The sequence below is a fragment of the Neisseria sp. HMSC068C12 genome (assembly GCF_001814095.1).
GTDB lineage: Bacteria > Pseudomonadota > Gammaproteobacteria > Burkholderiales > Neisseriaceae > Neisseria > Neisseria perflava.
On the sequence record NZ_KV814823.1, the window covers coordinates 191,343 to 206,485 of the forward strand.

Here is a 15,143-nt window from a genome sequence, read left to right on the forward strand (position 1 = left end):
GATTACCTATCCGTCAATTCCAGGAATCTCTTATGGATTTTAAAAGACTAATGGCGTTTTTTGCCATTTCAGTGGCAATTTTTGCCGGCTGGGAACATTTTTTCCCCAGCCCCAAACCTAATCCGGCGCAACAAGCCGCGCAACAGCAAACGGCCGCTGCTCCGGCAAAAGCCGCTGCCGAAGCCGCGCTTGCTCCAGCCACCCCCATTACCGTTACCACAGACACGGTCAAAGCCGTCATCGATGAAAAAAGCGGCGATCTGCGCCAGCTGACCCTCTTGCAATACAAAGCAACCGGTGACAAACACAAACCTTTCGTCCTGTTTAACGACGGCAAGGAATACACCTACGTTGCCCAATCCGAGCTTTTGGACGCACAAGGTAACAACGTACTAAAAGGCATCAGCTTTACCGCTCCGCAAAAACAATACAGTTTGGAAGGCGACAAAGTTGAAGTCCGCCTGAGCGCACCTGAAACCAACGGCCTGAAAATCGACAAAGTTTATACTTTTACCAAAGGCAGCTACTTGGTTAACGTCCGTTTCGACATTACCAACAGCAAAGGCCAACCCGTCAACCTGAGCGCAGACTACCGTATCGTTCGTGACCACAGCGAACCTGAAGGCCAAGGTTACTTCACCCGCTCTTATGTCGGCCCGGTGGTTTACACCCCTGAAGGCGACTTCCAAAAAGTCAGCTTCTCCGATTTGGACGACGATGCCAAATCCGGCAAATCCGAAGCCGAATACATCCGCAAAACCCCGACCGGCTGGCTCGGCATGATTGAACACCACTTCATGTCCACTTGGATTTTGCAGCCTAAAGACGGCCAAAGCGTATGCTCTGCAGGCGACTGCCGTATCGACATTAAACGTCGCAACGACAACCTGTACAGCGCAAGCGTCAGCGTGCCTTTAGCCGCCATCCAAGCCGGTGCAAAAGCAGAAACCGCCATCAACCTGTACGCCGGTCCGCAAACCACTTCCGTTATCGCCAACATCGCCGACAAACTGCAACTGGCCAAAGACTATGGCAAAGTACACTGGTTCGCCTCCCCGCTCTTCTGGCTCTTGAACCAACTGCACAACATCATCGGCAACTGGGGCTGGGCAATCATCGTTTTGACCATCATCGTCAAAGCCGTACTGTATCCATTGACCAACGCCTCTTACCGCTCTATGGCAAAAATGCGTGCCGCCGCACCTAAATTGCAAGCCATCAAAGAGAAATACGGCGATGACCGCATGGCGCAACAACAAGCCATGATGCAGCTTTACAAAGACGAGAAAATCAATCCGCTGGGCGGCTGTCTGCCTATGCTGTTGCAAATCCCCGTCTTCATCGGTCTGTACTGGGCATTGTTCGCCTCCGTAGAATTGCGCCAAGCGCCTTGGTTGGGTTGGATTACCGACTTGAGCCGTCCGGATCCTTTCTACATCCTGCCTTTTATTATGGCGGCGACCATGTTTGCACAGACTTATCTGAATCCGCCGTCAACCGACCCTATGCAGGCGAAAATGATGAAAATCATGCCTTTGGTTTTCTCCATCATGTTCTTCTTCTTCCCTGCCGGTTTGGTTCTGTACTGGGTAGTCAACAACCTCTTGACCATCGCCCAACAATGGCACATCAACCGCAGCATCGAAAAACAACGCGCTCAAGGCGAAGTCGTTTCTTGATAAAAGCTTAGGCAACACAAAGGCCGTCTGTTGTTCAGACGGCCTTTTTTTATTTCCCCAAACAAATACAGTTTGAGATTGAATCCAATCCAGTTTTAAGCAGCATGCAACACAAAAATCGTCGGGCGTTTTTTCAAATTCGGCATTTCTTTTCTTTTTCTCCACTGCGCAATCGTCTGACTGATGATTTCCTGTGTCGGCAAGGTCAAGTCCGTAGCCACGCACAAGCGCGTTTCAGGATGCAGGTTTTCCACCGCATCAGCCAACAACGCATCGTTACGATACGGCGTTTCGATAAACAGCTGCGTTTCATTCTGCTGGCGCGAACGTTGTTCCAAAGCCTTCAAACTCTGAATGCGCTCACTTTTTTCAGACGGCAGATAACCCTTAAATGCAAAGTTTTGCCCATTCGCACCCGAAGCCATCAGCGCCAGCAACAAGCTGGACGGGCCGACCAAAGGCCGTACTTCAAAACCGTGTTTATGCGCCAACGCCACCAAATTCGCTCCCGGATCGGCAACAGCCGGACAACCCGCCTCGCTGACAATACCCATACTGCGCCCTTCTTGCAAAGGTTTCAGCAATTCCGGCAAAATCTTCAAATCCGTGTGTTCATTCAGCGTTTGCAGATTCAGCTCGCGGATAGGCGTAGTCACGCCCAAATGTTTCAAATGCGCGCGCGCTGTTTTTTCCGCTTCCACGACAAAATCCGTCAGCCCGACAATCGCCTGTTGCTCATGCGGCAACAGGCATGGCGTATCAGGCGCACCCAAAGGGGTAGGAATCAAATACAAAATCGGTTTCATTCTTGCAGCTCCAAAAAATCTCAGGCCGTCTGAACACATTCAGACGGCCTCAAACTATAAAACTTCCACACCTTCGTTTTTCAAAAAATCAATCAGACGGAAAATCGGAAGGCCGATCAAAGCATTCGGGTCCGTACTTTCAATCCGCTCCAACAAAGCGGCGCCCAAACCCTCGCTTTTCGCCGCACCGGCGCAATAAACTGCATCCGGCTCGCGTTCCAAATATCGGCTGATTTGTTCCTGCGACAACTGGCGCATGGCAACCACCGTATGATCGACATGATGCTGAACCTTGCCCGTAGCAGTATTCAAAAGCACGATTGCGCTGTAAAATTCAATCCGTTTTCCGCTTAAGTTTTCCAGCATCTGTTGTGCATTTGCGACGTTCATCGGCTTACCCAATTGACGTCCTTCGCACCATGCCACTTGGTCTGCACCGATAATCAGCGCGGCAGGAAAAGCTGCCGCCAATGAACGGGCTTTGCCTTCCGCCAAACGCAGCGCCGTTTCGCCTGCATGTTCGCCCGCAATAGGCGTTTCGTCAAAATCAGGCGATGCCGTCTGAAAATCGATACCCAAACGGCGAAGCTGTCCGCAGCGGAAAACCGAACTCGACCCTAAAACCAAAGGCAGTTTTACTTCCATATTTTTACTTAAAAACATTGACGTTAGACTGCCAAAATTATATCATACTCCGTTTATGTCATACCCTAATTTGATTGACCCAGAAGTTTTCGCCGCCGAAGGGCAGAATCTGCAAGGCAGCTTCCTGCTCGAAGAATTGGATGAACGAGTCAGTTCGCACGATTATCCGGCCGACAAACAGACACGCGTGTCGTTTACGCTGCAAGGCGGTCGCGACCGGCTGCAACGTCTGTTTCTCGATTTAAACGTCAAAGCCGACATGCCCCTGATTTGCCAGCGTTGCATTACGCCCATGCCGTTTCTACTCGATGAAACCAGCCGTATCGTCCTGTTTGCCGATGAAGAGAGTTTGGACGAAGCCATGCTTACCGATGAAGAATTGGAAGGCATGCTGCTCGAAAAAGAGCTTGACGTGCGGACTCTGGTTGAAGACCAAATCCTGATGTCGCTCCCTTTCTCCCCTCGACACGAAGACTGCGGCAACAATGGAACACTGGACGAAGTCAATCGGGACAAACCAAACCCCTTCGCTGTTTTAGCAGGTTTGAAAAGCAGTTAATTAGGACACAGTTTATTTATCTAGGAGCTTGAAATGGCCGTTCAACAAAACAAAAAATCCCCTTCTAAACGCGGTATGCACCGTTCACACGACGCTCTGACTGCGCCTTCTCTGTCTGTTGACAGCGCAACCGGCGAAGTGCATCGTCCACACCACATTTCTCCAAACGGTATGTACCGTGGCCGTAAAGTGGTAAAAGCTAAAGGCGAATAATCCGTTCGTCTGACTGAAAAAGCCAGAATATTGCCATGCAATGACTGGCTTTTTTGCATTGCACCCTGTATTTTCCTCTTCGGAAGCACACCATGAAACGTAAAATCTGGTACACCTACGACGACATCCACCGCGTAATCAAAGGATTGGCGGAAAAAATCCAAAACTCCGGCACCAAATACGATGCCATGATTGCCATTGGCGGCGGCGGTTTTATCCCTGCCCGCATGTTGCGCTGCTTCTTGGAAATTCCGATTTACGCCGTCACCACAGCCTACTACGACAACGATCACGAAGGTCAAGTGACCGAGGAAGTGAAAAAAGTCCAATGGCTCGATCCCGTTCCCGATGTACTGAAAGGCAAAAACGTACTGGTTGTTGACGAAGTGGACGACAGCCGCGTTACCATGGAATTCTGCCTGAACGAATTGTTGAAAGAAGATTTCGGCACTATCGGCGTGGCAGTATTGCATGAAAAAATCAAAGCCAAAGTTGGCAAGATTCCCGAAGGCATCCCTTATTTCAGCGGCATCACCGTTGAAGACTGGTGGATCAACTATCCTTGGGACGCGCTGGACATCGACGAACACAACAAATTGGCCGCGCAAAACCAATAAATCTGGTACGACCATCGCAACAAGCCTTTTCATCTGATTTTCCATTTAATCTCCTGAAAATCGGATGAGTGTGCTTTTCCGATTGTTTGATGCCGTCTGAAACACACAAACCGGAGAACAACATGATTACACTGGCCGTAGATGCCATGGGCGGAGATGCAGGCCTTGCGATTACCGTCCCCGGTGCAGTGGATTTCCTGAAACAGCAATCCGACGTACATCTGATTATGGTCGGAGATGAAGCAGCAGTCCGCCAAGCATTAAGCTCGGCAGGCGCACCTATGGACCGCATTACTGTCTGCCATGCAGCGCAAGTCGTCGAAATGGATGAAGCACCGCAATCTGCGCTGAAAAATAAAAAAGAATCATCCATGCGCATCGCCATCAACCAAGTTAAAGAAGGCAACGCGCAAGCTGCCGTATCGGCAGGCAATACCGGCGCACTGATGGCGACCGCCCGATTCGTCCTCAAAACCATTCCCGGCATTGAGCGCCCTGCTATCGCCAAATTCCTGCCTTCCGACAGCGAACACGTTACTCTGGCTTTGGATTTGGGAGCTAACGTCGACTGTACGCCCGAACAACTGGTTCAATTTGCCATCATCGGCAGCGAGCTGGTACACGCGCTACACCCCGAAAAAGGTAGCCCGCGCGTCGCCCTCTTGAACGTCGGTACAGAAGACATCAAAGGTACGGATGCCGTCAAACAAACCTTTAAACTGTTGAGCAGCAGCAAACTCAACTTTATCGGCAATATCGAAAGCAACAGCGTTTTGTATGGCGAAGCCGATGTCGTTGTCGCAGACGGGTTTGTCGGCAACGTTATGCTCAAAACCATCGAAGGCGCGGTTAAATTCATGAGCGGCGCCATCCGTCGTGAATTCAAAAGCACCCTGTTCAACAAACTTGCCGCCATTGCCGCCCTGCCCGCACTCAAAGGTTTGAAAGGCAAACTGGATCCGCGCAAATTTAACGGCGCCATCCTGCTTGGGTTACGCGGTATTGTGATTAAGAGCCACGGTGGAACCGACGAAGTCGGCTTCCGTTATGCTTTGGAAGAAGCCTACCACGAAGCCAAATCCGCCGGCCTCGCTAAAATCGAACAAGGCGTAGCCACCCAGTTGGCTGCTTTGGAAGCCGCCAAAGCAGCAGCCGAACTGGAAGAAACCGCTACTCCAGCAACGGAAGCTTAAGGCTGATATACACAGGCCGTCTGAAACTCCAAAAAGTTCAGACGGCCTGTTTTTATCTTTAATCACCGACTTCATTCTTAATATTGGGAATTTTCCCATTTTCGCTTACAATACCCGACTATCTGAATCAACTCTCTAAAAAGGCCGTTCTCATGCAATATGCCAAAATTTCCGGTACAGGCAGCTACCTTCCTGCCAACCGCGTCAGCAATGACGACCTTGCCAAAAAAGTGGACACTTCCGACGAGTGGATTACCACGCGTACAGGTATCAAATTTCGCCATATTGCAGACGACAGCGAAAAAACCAGCGATTTGGCCGCCGAGTCAGCGCGCCGCGCCTTGGCAGATGCCGGTTTGCAGGCTGACGATATCGACCTGATTATCGTCGCCACAGCTACCCCCGATATGCAGTTCCCTTCTACGGCAACCATCGTGCAGCAAAAATTGGGCATTGCCAACGGCTGCCCTGCCTTTGACGTACAAGCCGTGTGCGCCGGTTTTATGTATGCCCTGACCACTGCCAATGCCTACATCAAAAGTGGCATGGCGAAAAACGCTTTGGTTATCGGCGCTGAAACCTTCAGCCGCATCGTCGATTGGAACGACCGCACCACCTGCGTCCTCTTTGGTGACGGTGCGGGCGCGGTTGTCTTAAGTGCATCTGACGAACCGGGCATTATCCATAGCAAACTCAAAGCCGACGGCAACTACCTCAACCTTTTGAACGTCCCGGGACAAATTGCCAACGGCCAGATTTGCGGTTCGCCCTACATCAGCATGGACGGCCCCGGCGTATTCAAGTTTGCCGTCAAAATGCTGTCCAAAATCGCAGATGACGTTATCGAAGAAGCCGGTTATACCACCAATCAAATCGATTGGCTTGTGCCGCACCAAGCCAATAAGCGCATTATCGACTCTACCGCCAAACACTTGGGCTTGAGCATGGACAAAGTGATCCTGACCGTCGAAGACCACGGCAACACGTCCGCTGCCTCTATTCCGCTGGCACTGGATGTCGGTATTAAAAACGGCCAAATCAAACGCGGACAAAACCTCTTGCTCGAAGGCATCGGCGGCGGTTTTGCCTGGGGTGCGGTCTTAGTAAAATACTAACGGTTGGGCCGTCTGAACATCCCTTTCAGACAGCCTATTCTGCTAAAACCCATGAAATCCCTAACGTTTGCACTCTGCATCAGCAGCCTGTTTTTAAGCATAACGGCTATAATATTGCCCAAACTGGCAATCGCCTATCTCGCACTGAGTGCATACGTTTTCCTGCTTTACTACCTAGACAAACAGCGCGCACGCAACCACGGCAGACGCATACCCGAAGCAAAATTGCACCTGCTCAATCTGCTTGGCGGCTGACCGGGCGGTTATTGCAGCAGCCTCGCATTCCGGCATAAAACCAGCAAACTCAGTTTTGTCCGCACCTTCCGACTGACCGCCGCAACCAATACTGTCGCCACCCTCCTTCTGCTGGCGGACACCCTCAAACATTCAAACCAATAAGGAATTACCATGTCTTTCGCATTCTTCTTTCCCGGACAAGGCTCACAAAGCCTAGGCATGATGAACGGCTTTGCCGAGCAAGCCATCGTTAAAGCCACATTTGACGAAGCTTCCGCCGTATTGGGTCAAGACCTGTGGGCAATGATTAACGGCGAAGATGCCGAATTAATCGGACAAACCGTCAACACCCAGCCCATCATGCTGGCTGCCGGCGTTGCCACCTACCGCGCCTACTTGGAAGCCGGCGGTAAAATCCCTTCCGTCGTTGCAGGCCACAGTCTCGGCGAATACACCGCCCTCGTCGCTGCCGGCGCATTGGATTTCGCAGACGCGGTCAAACTGGTTCGTCTGCGCGCCGAACTTATGCAATCTGCCGTACCGCAAGGCGTAGGCGCAATGGCCGCTATTTTGGGTTTGGAAGACGATCAAGTAAAAGCCATTTGTGCCGAAGCTGCACAAGGCAAAGTCGTTGAAGCCGTCAACTTCAACTCCCCAGGCCAAGTCGTGATTGCCGGCAATACAGCCGCAGTCGAACGCGCCATGGCTGCCGCCAAAGAAGCCGGAGCCAAACGCGCCCTGCCGCTGCCTGTTTCCGTTCCCTCACATTGCAGCCTCATGAAGCCTGCAGCGGAAAAACTTGCCGAAGCACTGAAAGACATCACCATCAAACAACCGCAAATCCGCGTCATTCATAACGCCGATGTTGCCTCTTATGATGATGCTGACAAAATCAAAGATGCCTTGGTACGCCAACTGTACAGCCCGGTACGCTGGACAGAAACCGTCAACGCACTTGTCTCCGAAGGCATCACTGAATCCGCCGAATGCGGCCCCGGCAAAGTCCTCGCAGGCCTCGCCAAACGCATCAATAAAGAAGCCGCGTGCAGCGCATTGACCAATGCCGATCAAGTGACTGCATTTATCGAAGCCCACTAAAACGTTTTCAGACGGCCTTATCCTGTCAGGCAAGGCCGTCTGAAAAATCAGCTCACTCCAATCCGAATACATTATGAAAAAAAACATTATTCTTGCCGTTCCCTACATGTACGGACTGGATCAATGTATCGAAAAAAATCTGCGTTTTCTTGGTTTTGATGTCATTAACCTGTGCTATGACGACCGAGATTCCTATTATCCGAACTTGGGCAGCAGACTCAAAAATCTCTACCACAAACACATCACCAAAGACGGCAACTATAAAAAATACCTCAAATACAGCCGCCACCTCGACGACATTCAACAAAAACTGGCCTTGTTAAATGGTAAAAAAGCCGATTATGCGCTCTGTATCCGTGCCAATATTTACCCCAAAGAAATCATCGCCACCATCCGCGAACACAGCAATGTTTGTGTGAATTATCAATGGGATGGCGTAGGTCGTTTTCCAGATATTATTGAATATTTGGATTATTTTGACCAATGCTGGGTTTTCGATCCCGACGATATTCAAAAATATCCACAATGCCGTTTCAAAGCCACCACCAATTTTTACTTTGACTTTCCCGTGGCAGAATATGCACCTACCAACAAACTCTACTTTTTAGGCGGCTACGAACTTAGACGCGAAGAACAAACCAAACGCTTTATCCAAGAAACCGAACGCCTCAACCTACCCTTGGATTTTCATATCTACTGTAAAGACGATAGGGCTGAAAAAGCCTTCGGACACAACGGCATCCGCTATCTTGACCGCAGCAGCATCCTCAGCTTTGAAGAAAACCTCAGCCAAGTACAAAGTTGCGGTGCGGTTGTCGATTTTGCACAATTCGAACATTACGGCTTATCATTCCGTATCTTCGATGCGTTGCGTTTCGATAAAAAACTGATCACCACCAACAAACATATCTTGGAGACCGACCTATACCACCCGGACCGTGTGTTCGTATGGGACGGCGGTAATTTAGACGCATTGCCTGAATTCTTGGCGCGCCCGTATCAGCAACCTGACCCTGAAATCAAAGCCTATTATTCGTTTACACAATGGCTAAACCGCCTGCTCGGCATTGATTAACCCTATTGCCTACGGCAGATACTTCTGCCTGACAAAATATTACATCGAATACATTATGAGTAAGAAAAAAGTCATTCTCGCCATGCCGGAACTCTTCAAAATCCACGAACTCATTATTGAGAACTTGGAGAAATGCGGATTTGAAGTGCTGTCCCTGACCTATGAAGAAAAAGAGTTCAAATACAAAAATGTATTTCAACGGCTGAAAAAAATCTGGTATCGAAATATTCTTGGACAAAAAGACTTCAAAAAACGGACCATGTTCCGCGCCGTAGAAGAACGCCTCAATACCCTGTTAAGCGAACATCCCGAACAAGCGGATTATTGCTTCATGATTTGGCTAGGCGCCTACCCGAAAGACTTCATCGCCAAGCTCAGAGCGCATTCAAAATTGATGGTGTACTACAACTGGGAAGCCCTGACCTTCTTAAAAGAAGACTTCGACAACATCGAATTTTTCGACAAATTTTACTTTTTCGATCCGTTTGACCAAGGCAAACACCCCGAATACGCCGAAAAACTCTTTCCAACCACCAGCTTCTACTTTGACAGCTTCAGGCCGTCTGAAAACCCGCAAAACAAAATCTTGTTTATCGGCTCGTACGCTGCCGACCGCAACAATGACATCCGTGCATTTTGCGAAGCTGCACGTTCAATCGGTTTAGAAATAGATTTCCGCTTGGCCAGTAAGAAAATTGAAGAAGAAAAAGCGGCTTTGGGCATTCCCGAGGTCGAGTTCTTCTCATTTGAAAACGCCCTCTCCTATCGTCAAAACTTAGAAGAAGCGGCCAAATCCTCCGTATTGGTAGATTTCCTCAACCGCAAGCACTACGGCCTCTCTTTGCGGATTTTCGAAGCGATTGGTTTGGACAAAAAACTGATTACGACCAATCCGACCATCGTACATTACGATTTTTATCACCCGAACAATATGTTCTACTGGAATGGAAGCAACCTTGACGAACTCAAAGCCTTCCTGACCTTGCCGTATGTACCGCTTGCCCCCGGCCTGAAGCACAAATACAGCTTCAGCAACTGGATCAGCTGCGCATTTGATATTGAACCGAATATCCCTATCGGATTGCCTGAAATCGATAGAGACGTTGTGGAGAATTTAAATGTTTGATAGAGAAAAATTAGTATTAGAAACTGCTCATATCCGCAAACGAGAATTCGTTGAACAGCCGAGACATATTGTTTATGCAGCCGATCAAAACTATATCAAACACATCGGCACTGCGTTACTTTCTGTGCTGCAAAACAATACCAATCCAATACATTTTCATTTGTTAGTTAGTGGTTCAGAAGGTTATGATTTTAATATTTTCGATCAAATTGAAACATCAAATCAAAACTACGCAATAAGCGTTTACCATTTAAATACAGAATACTTTTCTACCCTGCAGACTACCCATTATTTTACTATCGCTATGTATTACCGTATGAGTATCCCTTGCTTATTAAAAGGTATTGCTCATACTGCGCTTTATTTAGATACTGATGTACTGTGCTTGGGCAACATTGATGATTTATTTGAAATCGACATTTCAAATTCTTTGATTGCTGCCGTACCTGATGCAATCTTATACAGAGCATATATAAAACAACTCAATCAATTTGGTTTTACAGATACTGAGCCTTATTTCAACTCTGGGGTCATTCTATTCAATATTGACAAATGGAATGATATGGCAATAGATAAAATTTTGTCTGAAAAAATGCAAGCCGTAGAAAAACAGAATTTTAAACTCTCCTGTCCAGACCAAGATATTTTGAATTTAGCCTGTATAGGTCATGTACACTGGCTTTCAGAAAACTTTAACTGGATACATTGGCATCAAAAATACAGTGAATTAATCGACAATCCCAACAATATCCGCTTAGTCCATTTTGTTGGTCATATCAAACCGTGGCATCAATTAGGCTTCCACCCTGCATATGATCAATATTTTAAGAATTCCCCATGGAATAACGGATATCTAGAACAACCTCTATCAACTTGGTTGCCCTTTCCAAATCCTAAAAGGAAATTTAGACAAGCAGCCAAACGGCTTTGGAAACAAGGACAAAAAAAGCAAGCATGGGCATACTACAGAGAATATTTATTACGAAGAATCAACAAACGACGGTATCAAGCACCCTCCCCAGGTAAATAAGGCCGTCTGAAACCATTTTTCCAATCGCAATTAAGGAATAAAACATGAGTACACAAGATTTAAGCGGCAAAATCGCTTTGGTAACCGGCGCATCGCGCGGTATTGGTGCGGCAATTGCCGATACTTTGGCTGCGGCCGGTGCAAAAGTTATCGGCACTGCCACTAGTGAGAGTGGCGCGGTTGCAATCGGCGAACGCTTGGCACAATGGGGTGGCGAAGGCCGTGCATTAAATTCTGCCGAACCTGAAACCATCGAAAATCTAATTGCCGACATCGAAAAAGAATTCGGCAAACTGGATATTCTGGTCAACAACGCCGGCATTACCCGCGACAACCTCCTAATGCGCATGAAAGAGGAAGAGTGGGACGACATCATGCAGGTCAACCTCAAATCTGTCTTCCGCGCCTCTAAAGCCGTATTGCGCGGCATGATGAAACAGCGTGCCGGCCGCATCATCAACATCACATCCGTTGTCGGCGTGATGGGCAATGCCGGCCAAACCAACTATGCAGCCGCAAAAGCAGGCTTAATCGGCTTCTCCAAATCTATGGCGCGTGAAGTCGGCAGCCGTGGCATTACCGTCAACTGCGTTGCCCCCGGCTTTATCGACACCGATATGACCCGCGCCCTACCGGAAGAAACCCGCAAAACCTTTGAAGCGCAAACTTCTTTGGGCAAATTCGGTGAAGCACAAGATATTGCCGATGCAGTCTTGTTCTTGGCTTCTGATCAGGCAAAATACATTACCGGTCAGACACTTCATGTCAACGGCGGCATGTTGATGCCTTAAACCATTTATTTAAAGGCCGTCTGAATATTTCAGACGGCCTTTTTTGTCAATCAAAACACTACTTTACATTCTATCTTGATATAATCTTAATAATCCGTTAGATAACGCTCGAAACAGTAAGTCCAAATAAGCATGATACGGGAAATCAAATCGCAGAAATGAAGTTCATTCTGTGCGTTTTTATTTGGGTTTGCTGTCGGTTTTCGACGTGTTTCAGACGGCCTATATAACAATAGCTACTCTTAACGAAAGGCCGCCCACTCTATGCACGAATTCTCCCTCGGACCCATTGTCATTGTCTTGTTGGTTTCCGTCATTACAGTTATCTGCTGTCGCAAGTTCAACATTCCTTCCATGCTCGGTTATCTTTTGGTCGGTTTTATTGCCGGTCCGGGTATGTTCAAACTGATTCCGCAAAGCCATGCCACCGACTATTTGGGCGAAATAGGCATTGTATTCTTGATGTTCAGCATCGGTCTCGAATTCTCCCTGCCCAAACTCAAAGCCATGCGCCGTCTCGTATTCGGCTTGGGCGGTTTGCAAGTCATCATTACCATGCTCTCGATTATGGGCATTTTGATGGCAATGGGCACGCCGTTTAACTGGGCGTTTGCCACTGCGGGCGCACTGACCATGTCGTCCACCGCCATCGTCAGCCGCATTCTGTCGGAGAAAACCGAGCTGGGTCAGCCACATGGACAAATGGCCATGGGTGTTTTGCTGATGCAAGATATTGCCGTGGTACCGCTGATGATTCTGATTCCGGCACTTGCTGGCGGCAGCGAAGGCAACTTGTGGGTAGAACTGGGCTTGGCCGGTTTGAAAATGTTGCTGACCTTGGGCATTTTGTTTGTTGTCGGCAGCCGTGTGATGTCGCGCTGGTTCAGACTGGTTGCCAAACGCAAATCGTCCGAACTCTTTATGATCAACGTTTTGCTGGTTACTTTGGGCGTGGCCTATCTGACGGAGCTTGAAGGCCTGTCTATGGCATTGGGCGCATTCGTTGCCGGTATGCTGCTTTCCGAAACCGAATACCGTATTCAGGTGGAAGACGACATCCGTCCATTCCGCGATATCCTGCTGGGCTTCTTCTTCATTACCGTCGGTATGAAGCTGGATATTCAGGCGCTGATCGGCAACTGGCAGCAAATCCTGATTTTGTTGGCAATCCTGTTGGTCTTGAAAGCACTGGTCGTCTTCATCATCGCTTTGCGCATGAAAAACCCTACGAGCGACAGCCTCAAGAGTGCGCTTTATTTGGCACAAGGCGGCGAGTTCGGTTTCGTGATGCTGGCTATTTCCAGCAAAATCAATATGGTTTCGCCCGAATTGGAACAAGCAGCCACTGCAGCCGTCTTGCTCTCCATGATTGCCGCACCATTCATTTTGGGCAGCAGCGATGCCATCGTCAGCCGCTTTGTTAAATCCGACTGGGACATGAAAGCCTTGGACTTGCACTCCATGCTGGTGGAAACCATGAGCAAATCCGAACACGTCCTAATTATCGGTTTCGGACGCGGCGGTCAATCGGTTGCCCGTGTATTGGCGCAAGAAGGCATCCCCTACTTTGCCCTTGACTTGGATATTGCCCGCGTACAAGTGGCACGCAACGCAGGCGAACCGGTTTCCTTTGGCGATGCCAAACGCCGTGAAGTCTTGGAAGCCGCCGGCTTGGGACGTGCCAAAATGGTGGTCATCACGCTGAACAATATGCATGAAACCCAACATGTTCTCGGCAACATCATGTCCATGCATCCGAGCATGCCGGTTTATGTTCGCGCCACCAATGACGATTACGTTAAAACCTTTACCGAAATGGGTGCTGAAGAAACCGTCTCCGATACCAAAGAAACCAGCCTGGTGCTGGCAAGCTATGCCATGTTGGGCCACGGCCTTTCCTACAACCATGTTTATCAAACCATAACCCACATCCGTCACAGCCGCTATGCATCTTTGCAAGACTTGTTTGTCGGCAGTGATGATGACAGCTTCTCCGACGAAGACAGCAAGGCCGTCTGCCGCCATGCCTTCCCATTGCAAGGCGAGGCACATGCCATCGGTAAAACCATCCGTGAATTGCCCTTGACCGCCCATCATCTGAAACTATTGTTTATCCGCCGCAATACCGGAAAAATCCAAGACCTTGACCCTGATTTCGTTCTGGAAACCGGCGACATTTTGGTTGTCGCAGGCAAACAGGAAGAAATTATTTCCTTTGAAAACTGGTGCTTGCAGGGAGACATCTAATTATCGGCAAATAAATCTTGCGCGCATCAGGATTTTTTGGTTTAATAACGTCTTCGCAATTTTGCGCATGGGTGATTAGCTCAGTTGGTAGAGCGTCTGCCTTACAAGCAGAATGTCGGCGGTTCGACTCCGTCATCACCCACCAAGTTTCCTTTCATTGTCTTTGACAGTGGATGCGCGGTGGTAGCTCAGTTGGTTAGAGTACCGGCCTGTCACGCCGGGGGTCGCGGGTTCGAGCCCCGTCCGCCGCGCCATTATTTAAAAATACTGATTCTTCAGTATCTCCCTTTTTTGGGTGATTAGCTCAGTTGGTAGAGCGTCTGCCTTACAAGCAGAATGTCGGCGGTTCGACTCCGTCATCACCCACCACTTTACTTTTCATTGTCCCTGACAATGGATGCGCGGTGGTAGCTCAGTTGGTTAGAGTACCGGCCTGTCACGCCGGGGGTCGCGGGTTCGAGCCCCGTCCGCCGCGCCATCAAGTTAAAAATAAAAAATACCGGTTTTTACCGGTATTTTTTTCGTCTGTACCTTATGCCTTTTCGTAAAAAGTCCGATTATTTAGACAAGAGAAGGTGGGAATAAAACTTAAAACATACGTCTTAAATACCGAAGATAAAACCATCTATCTCAAGCGGATTTACACCAAACGCTTATCCATTAAATCCCTAAATTATCCTTCAAAATAGACATAAATACTTGTCCTTCTTAC

General features: G+C 48.7%; 15 protein-coding genes and 4 tRNA genes. 17 read left to right on the plus strand and 2 right to left on the minus strand.

The features are described from left to right. The first annotated feature begins 32 nt into the window (after positions 1-32). Entirely contained in the window at positions 33-1,679 is a 1,647-nt protein-coding gene (yidC, locus tag HMPREF2952_RS07545) for a membrane protein insertase YidC (RefSeq protein ID WP_070695455.1), read from the plus strand. A gap of 95 nt (positions 1,680-1,774) precedes the next feature. On the opposite strand, the gene HMPREF2952_RS07550 is transcribed toward yidC, so the two are convergent. Together HMPREF2952_RS07550 and HMPREF2952_RS07555 are read right to left on the minus strand one after the other, a co-directional pair. Next, positions 1,775-2,485, minus strand: a complete 711-nt coding sequence (locus HMPREF2952_RS07550; protein ID WP_070695457.1) for an SAM-dependent methyltransferase — start codon at positions 2,483-2,485, stop codon at positions 1,775-1,777. A gap of 54 nt (positions 2,486-2,539) precedes the next feature. Next, positions 2,540-3,130, minus strand: coding sequence for a Maf family protein (locus tag HMPREF2952_RS07555; protein WP_049336421.1), 591 nt, complete (start codon positions 3,128-3,130; stop codon positions 2,540-2,542). A gap of 55 nt (positions 3,131-3,185) precedes the next feature. On the opposite strand from HMPREF2952_RS07555, the gene HMPREF2952_RS07560 reads away from it, so the two are divergent. The 16 genes from HMPREF2952_RS07560 to HMPREF2952_RS07635 all read left to right on the plus strand — a co-directional run bounded on the left by HMPREF2952_RS07560 (position 3,186) and on the right by HMPREF2952_RS07635 (position 14,909). Then, the gene (locus HMPREF2952_RS07560; RefSeq protein ID WP_049336368.1) at positions 3,186-3,689 is read left to right on the plus strand and encodes a YceD family protein; all 504 of its coding nucleotides are present in this window, start codon (positions 3,186-3,188) and stop codon (positions 3,687-3,689) included. 33 nt (positions 3,690-3,722) lie between these two features. Then, positions 3,723-3,902, plus strand: a complete 180-nt coding sequence (gene rpmF, locus HMPREF2952_RS07565) for a 50S ribosomal protein L32 (protein WP_002240035.1) — start codon at positions 3,723-3,725, stop codon at positions 3,900-3,902. A gap of 92 nt (positions 3,903-3,994) precedes the next feature. Further along, positions 3,995-4,519, plus strand: coding sequence for a phosphoribosyltransferase (locus HMPREF2952_RS07570; RefSeq protein ID WP_049332638.1), 525 nt, complete (start codon positions 3,995-3,997; stop codon positions 4,517-4,519). Positions 4,520-4,641: 122 nt separating this feature from the next. Next, positions 4,642-5,712 carry a phosphate acyltransferase PlsX gene (plsX, locus tag HMPREF2952_RS07575; RefSeq protein WP_049336419.1) on the plus strand — a complete coding sequence of 357 codons (1,071 nt, stop codon included), beginning with the start codon at positions 4,642-4,644 and terminating at the stop codon, positions 5,710-5,712. A gap of 152 nt (positions 5,713-5,864) precedes the next feature. Continuing rightward, positions 5,865-6,827, plus strand: a complete 963-nt coding sequence (locus tag HMPREF2952_RS07580) for a beta-ketoacyl-ACP synthase III (protein WP_070695460.1) — start codon at positions 5,865-5,867, stop codon at positions 6,825-6,827. 51 nt (positions 6,828-6,878) lie between these two features. Beyond that, on the plus strand, positions 6,879-7,082 hold the full coding sequence (locus HMPREF2952_RS11535; protein WP_224783389.1) for a DUF1294 domain-containing protein: 204 nt from the start codon (positions 6,879-6,881) through the stop codon (positions 7,080-7,082). A gap of 153 nt (positions 7,083-7,235) precedes the next feature. After that, complete coding sequence (gene fabD, locus HMPREF2952_RS07590; RefSeq protein ID WP_070625182.1) at positions 7,236-8,162, plus strand: ACP S-malonyltransferase; 927 nt, start codon at positions 7,236-7,238, stop codon at positions 8,160-8,162. A gap of 73 nt (positions 8,163-8,235) precedes the next feature. After that, positions 8,236-9,237: a WaaS/CpsH family glycosyltransferase gene (locus HMPREF2952_RS07595; RefSeq protein ID WP_049336360.1), complete on the plus strand. Its 1,002-nt coding sequence runs from the start codon at positions 8,236-8,238 to the stop codon at positions 9,235-9,237. Between the two features lie 55 nt (positions 9,238-9,292). Beyond that, entirely contained in the window at positions 9,293-10,363 is a 1,071-nt protein-coding gene (locus tag HMPREF2952_RS07600) for a WaaS/CpsH family glycosyltransferase (RefSeq protein ID WP_049336417.1), read from the plus strand. Continuing rightward, a complete protein-coding gene (locus tag HMPREF2952_RS07605; protein ID WP_070695462.1) occupies positions 10,356-11,393 on the plus strand; it encodes a glycosyltransferase family 8 protein in 1,038 nt (345 codons plus the stop codon). Before HMPREF2952_RS07600 ends, HMPREF2952_RS07605 begins: the two co-directional genes overlap by 8 nt. 44 nt (positions 11,394-11,437) lie before the next feature. After that, the gene (gene fabG, locus HMPREF2952_RS07610; protein WP_049336356.1) at positions 11,438-12,184 is read left to right on the plus strand and encodes a 3-oxoacyl-ACP reductase FabG; all 747 of its coding nucleotides are present in this window, start codon (positions 11,438-11,440) and stop codon (positions 12,182-12,184) included. Between the two features lie 264 nt (positions 12,185-12,448). After that, entirely contained in the window at positions 12,449-14,431 is a 1,983-nt protein-coding gene (locus tag HMPREF2952_RS07615; protein WP_049336355.1) for a monovalent cation:proton antiporter family protein, read from the plus strand. A 69-nt stretch (positions 14,432-14,500) separates the two neighbouring features. Beyond that, a tRNA-Val gene (locus tag HMPREF2952_RS07620) sits at positions 14,501-14,576 on the plus strand. 32 nt (positions 14,577-14,608) lie between these two features. Continuing rightward, positions 14,609-14,685, plus strand: a tRNA-Asp gene (locus HMPREF2952_RS07625). 39 nt (positions 14,686-14,724) lie between these two features. After that, a tRNA-Val gene (locus HMPREF2952_RS07630) sits at positions 14,725-14,800 on the plus strand. A gap of 32 nt (positions 14,801-14,832) precedes the next feature. Continuing rightward, a tRNA-Asp gene (locus HMPREF2952_RS07635) sits at positions 14,833-14,909 on the plus strand. The last annotated feature ends 234 nt before the right edge of the window (positions 14,910-15,143 follow it).

What these genes read in the sequence shown, in the direction of transcription:
- yidC (WP_070695455.1), top strand. Translation starts at nt 33, where the DNA reads ATGGATTTTAAAAGACTAATGGCGTTTTTTGCCATTTCAGTGGCAATT.
- HMPREF2952_RS07550 (WP_070695457.1), bottom strand. Translation starts at nt 2,485, where the DNA reads ATGAAACCGATTTTGTATTTGATTCCTACCCCTTTGGGTGCGCCTGAT.
- HMPREF2952_RS07555 (WP_049336421.1), bottom strand. Translation starts at nt 3,130, where the DNA reads ATGGAAGTAAAACTGCCTTTGGTTTTAGGGTCGAGTTCGGTTTTCCGC.
- HMPREF2952_RS07560 (WP_049336368.1), top strand. Translation starts at nt 3,186, where the DNA reads ATGTCATACCCTAATTTGATTGACCCAGAAGTTTTCGCCGCCGAAGGG.
- rpmF (WP_002240035.1), top strand. Translation starts at nt 3,723, where the DNA reads ATGGCCGTTCAACAAAACAAAAAATCCCCTTCTAAACGCGGTATGCAC.
- HMPREF2952_RS07570 (WP_049332638.1), top strand. Translation starts at nt 3,995, where the DNA reads ATGAAACGTAAAATCTGGTACACCTACGACGACATCCACCGCGTAATC.
- plsX (WP_049336419.1), top strand. Translation starts at nt 4,642, where the DNA reads ATGATTACACTGGCCGTAGATGCCATGGGCGGAGATGCAGGCCTTGCG.
- HMPREF2952_RS07580 (WP_070695460.1), top strand. Translation starts at nt 5,865, where the DNA reads ATGCAATATGCCAAAATTTCCGGTACAGGCAGCTACCTTCCTGCCAAC.
- HMPREF2952_RS11535 (WP_224783389.1), top strand. Translation starts at nt 6,879, where the DNA reads ATGAAATCCCTAACGTTTGCACTCTGCATCAGCAGCCTGTTTTTAAGC.
- fabD (WP_070625182.1), top strand. Translation starts at nt 7,236, where the DNA reads ATGTCTTTCGCATTCTTCTTTCCCGGACAAGGCTCACAAAGCCTAGGC.
- HMPREF2952_RS07595 (WP_049336360.1), top strand. Translation starts at nt 8,236, where the DNA reads ATGAAAAAAAACATTATTCTTGCCGTTCCCTACATGTACGGACTGGAT.
- HMPREF2952_RS07600 (WP_049336417.1), top strand. Translation starts at nt 9,293, where the DNA reads ATGAGTAAGAAAAAAGTCATTCTCGCCATGCCGGAACTCTTCAAAATC.
- HMPREF2952_RS07605 (WP_070695462.1), top strand. Translation starts at nt 10,356, where the DNA reads ATGTTTGATAGAGAAAAATTAGTATTAGAAACTGCTCATATCCGCAAA.
- fabG (WP_049336356.1), top strand. Translation starts at nt 11,438, where the DNA reads ATGAGTACACAAGATTTAAGCGGCAAAATCGCTTTGGTAACCGGCGCA.
- HMPREF2952_RS07615 (WP_049336355.1), top strand. Translation starts at nt 12,449, where the DNA reads ATGCACGAATTCTCCCTCGGACCCATTGTCATTGTCTTGTTGGTTTCC.